This is a genomic window from Eubacterium sp. AF15-50 (genome assembly GCF_934835595.1).
Taxonomy (GTDB): domain Bacteria; phylum Bacillota; class Clostridia; order Lachnospirales; family Lachnospiraceae; genus Eubacterium_G; species Eubacterium_G segne.
The window spans coordinates 20,733-27,655 of record NZ_CAKVZL010000021.1; the positions used below are offsets into that span (position 1 = coordinate 20,733).

Genomic DNA, 6,923 nt, shown 5'->3' on the forward strand with positions numbered 1-6,923 from the left:
CAATCCGTTTTTACTCAATAGCCTAGACATTATATCATAGTGATAACATAATAGCAACCCTTTTTTAACGATTATTGTAGTTATCTCTGTTATTATGGTTGTTATTATATCCACCACCATTATTGTTAGTGTATGTTATCTTTAATCTTCCTATTTTTTGAACGAATTCTTTGTTGTCACTTGTCCTTGCAAACAGGTTAAGTATCTGTTCAACAGCATCTTCTTTTCGCATGCCGTTGGTTTCTTTTCTAATTATATATGATGCTCCAAGTTCATCGGAATCTAAAAGTAAGTCCTCTCTTCTTGTTCCGGACTTCGTAATATCTATAGCAGGGAAAATTCTCTTTTCAGATAATTTACGGTCTAAAACAAGTTCCATATTACCTGTTCCCTTAAATTCCTCGTATACCACATCATCCATCTTACTTCCCGTATCAACCAACGCTGTGGCAAGTATTGTAAGACTGCCGCCTTCACGCATATTTCTTGCGGCACCAAAAAATCTCTTTGGCATGTGAAGAGCTGCAGGATCAAGACCACCGGAAAGAGTTCTTCCACTTGGTGGAACAGTCATGTTATATGCTCTTGCAAGTCTTGTAATACTGTCAAGGAGAATAATTACATCTCTTCCGTGTTCAACAAGTCTTTTTGCTCTCTCTATAACCATTTCAGAAACTCTCTTATGATGATCCGGCAATTCATCAAATGTAGAATAAATTACTTCAACATTTTCACCCTGTATTGCTTCCTTAATATCTGTTACTTCTTCCGGTCTTTCATCAATAAGAAGAATAATCATGTGCATTTCAGGATTGTTCTGCTGTATTGCCTTAGCTGTTTCCTTTAATAATGTTGTTTTTCCTGCCTTAGGTGGCGAAACAATCATACCACGCTGGCCTTTACCTATAGGACTTACAATATCAACAATTCTCATTGCAATGCTATGTCCGTCTGTTTCAAGATGTATTCTCTCATTCGGAAAAACAGGCGTCAGTGTTTCAAAACTTGGTCTGTTAATGGAATTTTCAAGAGGTTCTCCATTAATCTTCTCTAAGTAATACAACGCTCCAAACTTTTCATTTTCTTTCTTATCACGGACTTTTCCTGTAATCATATCTCCTGTTTTAAGTCTGAATTTTTTAATCTGGGATGGTGCCACATAAGCATCAGCCTCTCCCGGAAGATAATTGTCGCATCTTATAAATCCATATCCCTCAGATAATACCTCTAGAATACCTGTCTTAGTATCATTATCTTCCTGAGGTAATTCATTTTTCTGTTCCTTAACCTCTTTTGTAATCTTTGTTTCTCTATTATTTTCTTCTATGTTTTTACTTTTTACCTTACGATGTTCTTTTGAAGATCTGTGTTCTCTGCTTTTTTTAACTTCACCACTTTTACTTCTTCGTGATGAATGTTCTCTTCCTACCGGTTTCTTTTCTTCGTCAGATGTACTCTTTACCAGTGTTTCAGCCTTTTTAGCTGCTTCCTTTTCTAATGTCTCCTGTTCCTTTTTTTCATTAACCTCAATAATTCTGTCTATAAGCTGTTGTTTTCTCATTATTGTAACAGACTTAATACCATTAGCCTTTGCAATTTCTCTCAGCTGAACTACAGGCAATGAACTTAACTTTTCTCTCATTAGACTCCTTTCAAGGGTTATTACCCTAATAAGTGTTTTTAGTTTTAATTTATTAATCTCTATATAATGGATTTAATATTGGGGATACCCCAAAGACATCTTTTTTCAGACAATTCATTCTAACACATATTTTTAAAAAATAATAGAGTAAATTCTAAAAATATGATATGCTTTATTAATGTATGAATTTACCGTACTTAATGACATTTTTAATTTTTGGAGGTATAAAATGACAACAGACGAAAAAGCACTGGAATTACACGAAAAATGGAATGGTAAAATTACTACTGAAGCCAAATGCCATGTAAAAACAAGAGAAGATTTATCATTAGCTTATACACCGGGAGTTGCAAAGCCATGTATGGAAATAGCAAAAAATCCTGATGACGTTTATAAATACACATGGAAAGCCAACACTGTAGCCGTGGTATCCGATGGAAGTGCCGTTTTGGGACTTGGAAATATCGGAGCAAAAGCTGCAATGCCTGTTATGGAAGGAAAGGCTGTTTTATTTAAAGAATTTGGTGGGGTAAATGCGGTTCCTATCTGCTTAGATACCCAGGATTCTCAGGAAATTATAGATACTGTAGTAAGAATTGCCCCGGGATTTGGTGGAATTAACTTAGAAGATATATCTGCTCCAAGATGTTTTGAAATAGAAACTAAATTAAAGGAAATCCTTGATATTCCTGTATTTCATGACGACCAGCATGGTACTGCCATTGTAGTTTTGGCTGGTATAATTAATGCCCTTAAGGTTGTTGGAAAGAAAAAAGAAGATTGTAAGGTTGTAGTAAACGGCGACGGTTCTGCCGGTATTGCAATTTCAAAGCTTTTGCTTAAATATGGTTTTAAGAATTTAACAATATGCGGTCTTTACGGTATTTTATCAAAGGATATTAAAGACCTTAACTGGGCTCAGAAGGAAATGGCTGAAGTTACAAACCTTTCCGGAGAAAACGGCACGTTAAAAGATGCATTAGTTGGTGCAGATGTTTTCGTAGGAGTTTCCGCTCCAAACATTGTTACCGGTGAAATGGTTAAAACCATGAATAAAGATGCCATTATGTTTGCCATGGCAAATCCTGTACCTGAAATCATGCCTGATGTAGCTAAGGCTGCCGGTGCTAAAGTTGTGGGAACAGGACGTTCTGATTTTCCAAATCAGGTAAACAACGTTGTAGCCTTTCCGGGAATATTTAAAGGTGCCCTTGAAGGCAGAGCAAAACAGATTACAGAGGAAATGAAGCTTGCAGCTGCTTTAGCCATTGCTTCATTAGTTCCTGATAATGAATTAAATGAAAATAATATACTTCCTGAAGCATTTAACCCTGATGTGGCAAATGTTGTAAGCGAAGCTGTTAAAGCCAATATTTAATTTATAAAACTATTAGGAGTTCATTAACATGAATTATGCAGAAATAAAAACTTATGATGTGGCAAATGGTCCCGGAATCCGGTTATCCCTGTTTGTAAGCGGCTGTCCTCACAGATGTCCCGGATGTTTTAACCAGCAGGCATGGGATTTCAGTTATGGAAAGCCTTTTACTAACGAAACCATTAATTGCATTATTAAGGAACTAAGCTTCCCCGCCTATGCAGGTATTACTTTTTTAGGTGGAGAGCCATTTGCAAAGGAGAATCAACATGACCTTCTTCTTCTGGCAAAAAAAATTAAAGAAACTTACCCTGATAAAAACATATGGTGCTATACCGGTTATGAATTTGAACGGGACATTATGGGATATATGTATGATAAATGGCCATACACAAAAGAACTTATGTCATATATTGACGTTTTAGTAGATGGTCCCTTTATAGAATCCCTAAAGAACCTTAATCTTGTTTTCAGAGGTTCTGAAAACCAGCGTCTTATTAAGTTGCCGGAAACTCTTTCTTCCGGCAGAATATGTTTGTGGAAGAAAGAAATATAAAAATTTTAAGGAGATTAAAAATGCAGTTAAACATAAAAAAACTAAATGAAAAAGCCATTGTTCCTACTTATGGTTCAGACTACGCAGCAGGTGCCGACCTTTACGCCTGCCTTGATGAACCTATTACCATCAATCCCGGTGAAACAAGTTTTATTGGAACAGGTCTTGCCATGGAAATACCTGAAGGCTATGCCGGTCTTGTTTATGCAAGAAGCGGTCTTTCCTGCAAAATGGGATTAGCTCCCGCTAATAAAGTTGGTGTAGTCGATGCGGATTACCGTGGAGAAATCACCGTTGCCTTATACAATCACTCTCAAGAATCCCGCACAGTGGAGCCTGGTGACAGAATTGCCCAGATAGTAGTTACTCCATTTTTGAAAGTTAATTTCAATGAAGTAAATGAACTTTCAGATACTGTAAGAGGTGCTGATGGATTTGGTTCAACAGGAAGAAAATAATTATATAAAACAAGGTGCTGAAGTTTTAGGATTTCCCTTACTTAGAAGCACCTTGTTTATTTTTACCCATTGTAAGATTTATAAGCATTGCTAAGGGCTCTGCCGCATTTTGCGCTTCCTCATATGTATTAGTCTGGGCTCCCACCTCTATTAACATGCACTGCCTGCACAAATCAAGATTATATTTATAAGCATTCACGTAATTTCTTCTTGTAAATCCCGGATAATAAGCCTCTGCATTCACTTTCATCTGTAAAACCAGCGCAAGATTTTCATATAAATAAGGATTATACAAATAATCAATATTTCCTGAATTTTTAAATCTGGACATACCATTAAAAAACATTATCTGTGCAGTCTTTTTTCCATTAACCTCTGTAACTAATCTGGTGTTTTCATTTATACCGTCACGATGTATGTCAAGCACAAGGCTGATGGAAGGATTTTTTTCCAAAATCTTTTTAACCCCTACTCTTGCCTGATCATATGCTTCACTTCTGTCTAACTTTCCATTTACTATGTCATATTTAGTAGTGTCATGAATTACATTATACCCAAACTGGCTTTTAAGTATTTTGGCTAATCTGTCTCCTACTCCTATTATGGTGGTTGATACATCGTCGCTACTGTCAGCAAATTCTTCCTGGGAATGAGTATGATAAATCAATATTTGAGGTTTTGTATTATTCCCTTTTATTTTAAAATTCTCGTTTAAAGCAGATTTTATGGGTATGTCCCCAGAATAAAGGCTTGTTGCCTCTGTCACAATATAAAATCTGTCCATAACATCTTTAAAGCTACCTATGTTTTGAGCATTATATAGTCTTCCTGTAATTTTTGGCGTAGGAACAATCACATTTGCTGATGCCACAACTGCCTTTTTCTTTTTAGGTTTTGTCTCTTTTTCTGTAGGCTGTTCCTTTTTTTCTGCATAGTTTGCATTTTCATATATAAGATTAATTACCTGGTCATACCCCGGATCAGCTGTATCATAAGTATATTCACTATGCATCATATATTCAGAAACAATTTTGTTTAACAGTTCCTTCTTTGCCATTTCAGAAATATTTCCGTGATTCTCCACATAAAGCATATATTCATTCATAATCCCCGAATTTTCAACTATTTCCCTTGCAATTACAGATGATGCATTATTTATGGCTTCCCCTGTAACTTCTCCTGCCTTGTTTCCTGAAATCATATTAATACACCTGATGGTTATATATATGCACAATAATACGATTATGATTTTCACTGAAATCGAAAACAGTTTTTCTGAAATATTTATTCTGTTTTTGTTTAAATATAATCCTTTTTGCACATACTCACCCCACTTTGTCCCACTGATATAGTATATGCCACAAGTTTTACCCTTAGAACTTAATTAAATAATTCCCTGCAATATTTATTAAGTCCATGAGCAATGGTTGTGCTTAGATTTTCCACAATTTCATCCACATCCTTTGGTGTTACAAACATCTGCTCTGTTTCCTCTGACAAAAGTTCTTCAAACAGCTGGTATTTCTCCTGCTCTGTATAATCTTCAAAAAGTTTTACCACGGAATTATTTTTAACTGAAGATAGAATTTTAATTAAATTTTCCATAGTGTCATTAACAATGGTAGCACCGCTTACTACCATGGGAACGCCAATGGCAATAACCTTTCGGTTTAATGACTCCTGATTTATTCCTTTCCTATGGTTACCTATACCTGACCCCGGAGTAATTCCCGTATCAGTAATCTGTATGGTTGTAGTTATTCTCCTTACATTACGGGCAGCTAATGAGTCAATAGCAATAACTAAATCAGGATTTACTTCATTTATAATCCCCTTAATTATGGAAAATGTTTCCATTCCCGTTTGGGAAAGTACACCCGGAGAAACACAATATACTCCCTTTCCGCTTTCTATTTTTTCCACGGTTTTAGGCCCTAATGCATCAGGAGTGGCATAAAGGTTTCCCAGCCCCACAATCAATACACTTTCAGGTCTCTGTTTTTCCATAATTGTTACGAGGTTGTCAGTTAATTCTTCAGCAATTTTCTTTCTGAAATCTTCATCATTATCCTTTAACAGTTTAGTTTCCATTGTAACGTAACATCCCTCAGGCTTACCCATTTCACCAGCACCCTTTTCGTTAAATATATCCACTACCGTAGTAGTCATATGCATGTTTTCATCATATTTTTTATTTATTTTTACACCTTCAATTTCAACATTTCCCTTAAATCTTTCCCTCTCTTCCAGGGCTAAATCTGTATATATATTGTTATTTTCCAAAAAAGACATTTTCTTCTCCTACTAATTTAATACCTATAATTAGTTTAAGCATCTTTTAATGTTTTATTAATTATTTTTCAATAATACTATTGACATATTATTTTTCTTTTACTAAAATAATCCTTGATGTCTGCGTCGACGTCCGCATTTCCAGTGGCGCAGATATATAACAGGATTTCCAATCTCTCTCAACGGAAATCTTAAACGTTAATAAGCGGAGGTATTAAAAATGGCTAATATTAAGTCAGCAAAGAAAAGGATTTTAGTTAATCAGACAAAGTACGAAAGAAACAAATCAGTTAAGTCAGCTGTTAAGACTGCTGTTAAGAAAGTTGAAGCTGCTGTTGAAGCAAACGACAAGGTTGCAGCTAACGAAGCATTAATCGCAGCTACAAAGCTTATTGAAATGGCTGGTTCAAAGGGAATTTTCCACAAGAACAATGTTGCCAGAAAAGTTTCAAGATTAACAAAATTAGTTAACACTATTGCATAATTAATTGCAACAAAAATAAGAGGCTGTTGTTTTTTCGAGTCTGTGAAATAAAGTCTGTAAATAGACATTCTATGATAAGTGATGGAGCTGTAAGTTCATGAAATGAGCTTGCA

The 6,923-nt window shown here is 35.4% G+C and carries 7 protein-coding genes; 4 read left to right on the forward strand and 3 right to left on the reverse strand.

The features are described 5' to 3' along the window. Positions 1 to 64 precede the first annotated feature (64 nt). The gene (gene rho / locus Q5O73_RS04220) at positions 65 to 1,642 is read right to left on the reverse strand and encodes a transcription termination factor Rho (RefSeq protein ID WP_186840470.1); all 1,578 of its coding nucleotides are present in this window, start codon (positions 1,640 to 1,642) and stop codon (positions 65 to 67) included. A 229-nt stretch (positions 1,643 to 1,871) separates the two neighbouring features. Here rho and Q5O73_RS04225 point away from each other — a divergent pair, with 229 nt between their 5' ends. Genes Q5O73_RS04225 through dut form a run of 3 tightly spaced genes read left to right on the forward strand, consistent with a single transcriptional unit; the run spans position 1,872 to position 4,034 of the window. Next, a complete protein-coding gene (locus tag Q5O73_RS04225) occupies positions 1,872 to 3,020 on the forward strand; it encodes an NADP-dependent malic enzyme (RefSeq protein ID WP_021953818.1) in 1,149 nt (382 codons plus the stop codon). A 28-nt stretch (positions 3,021 to 3,048) separates the two neighbouring features. Beyond that, complete coding sequence (gene nrdG / locus Q5O73_RS04230) at positions 3,049 to 3,576, forward strand: anaerobic ribonucleoside-triphosphate reductase activating protein (protein ID WP_302624324.1); 528 nt, start codon at positions 3,049 to 3,051, stop codon at positions 3,574 to 3,576. A gap of 20 nt (positions 3,577 to 3,596) precedes the next feature. Continuing rightward, a complete protein-coding gene (gene dut / locus Q5O73_RS04235) occupies positions 3,597 to 4,034 on the forward strand; it encodes a dUTP diphosphatase (protein WP_021953816.1) in 438 nt (145 codons plus the stop codon). 37 nt (positions 4,035 to 4,071) lie between these two features. Here the strand turns inward: dut and spoIIP are convergent, their stop codons facing one another. After that, positions 4,072 to 5,235, reverse strand: a complete 1,164-nt coding sequence (spoIIP, locus tag Q5O73_RS04240; RefSeq protein ID WP_302669094.1) for a stage II sporulation protein P — start codon at positions 5,233 to 5,235, stop codon at positions 4,072 to 4,074. A gap of 179 nt (positions 5,236 to 5,414) precedes the next feature. After that, entirely contained in the window at positions 5,415 to 6,326 is a 912-nt protein-coding gene (gene gpr / locus Q5O73_RS04245) for a GPR endopeptidase (protein ID WP_021953814.1), read from the reverse strand. Positions 6,327 to 6,546: 220 nt separating this feature from the next. Here gpr and rpsT point away from each other — a divergent pair, with 220 nt between their 5' ends. Then, positions 6,547 to 6,810 (forward strand): 30S ribosomal protein S20, encoded by a 264-nt coding sequence (gene rpsT / locus Q5O73_RS04250; protein ID WP_302669095.1) that lies wholly within the window; start codon positions 6,547 to 6,549, stop codon positions 6,808 to 6,810. Positions 6,811 to 6,923: the final 113 nt, after the last annotated feature.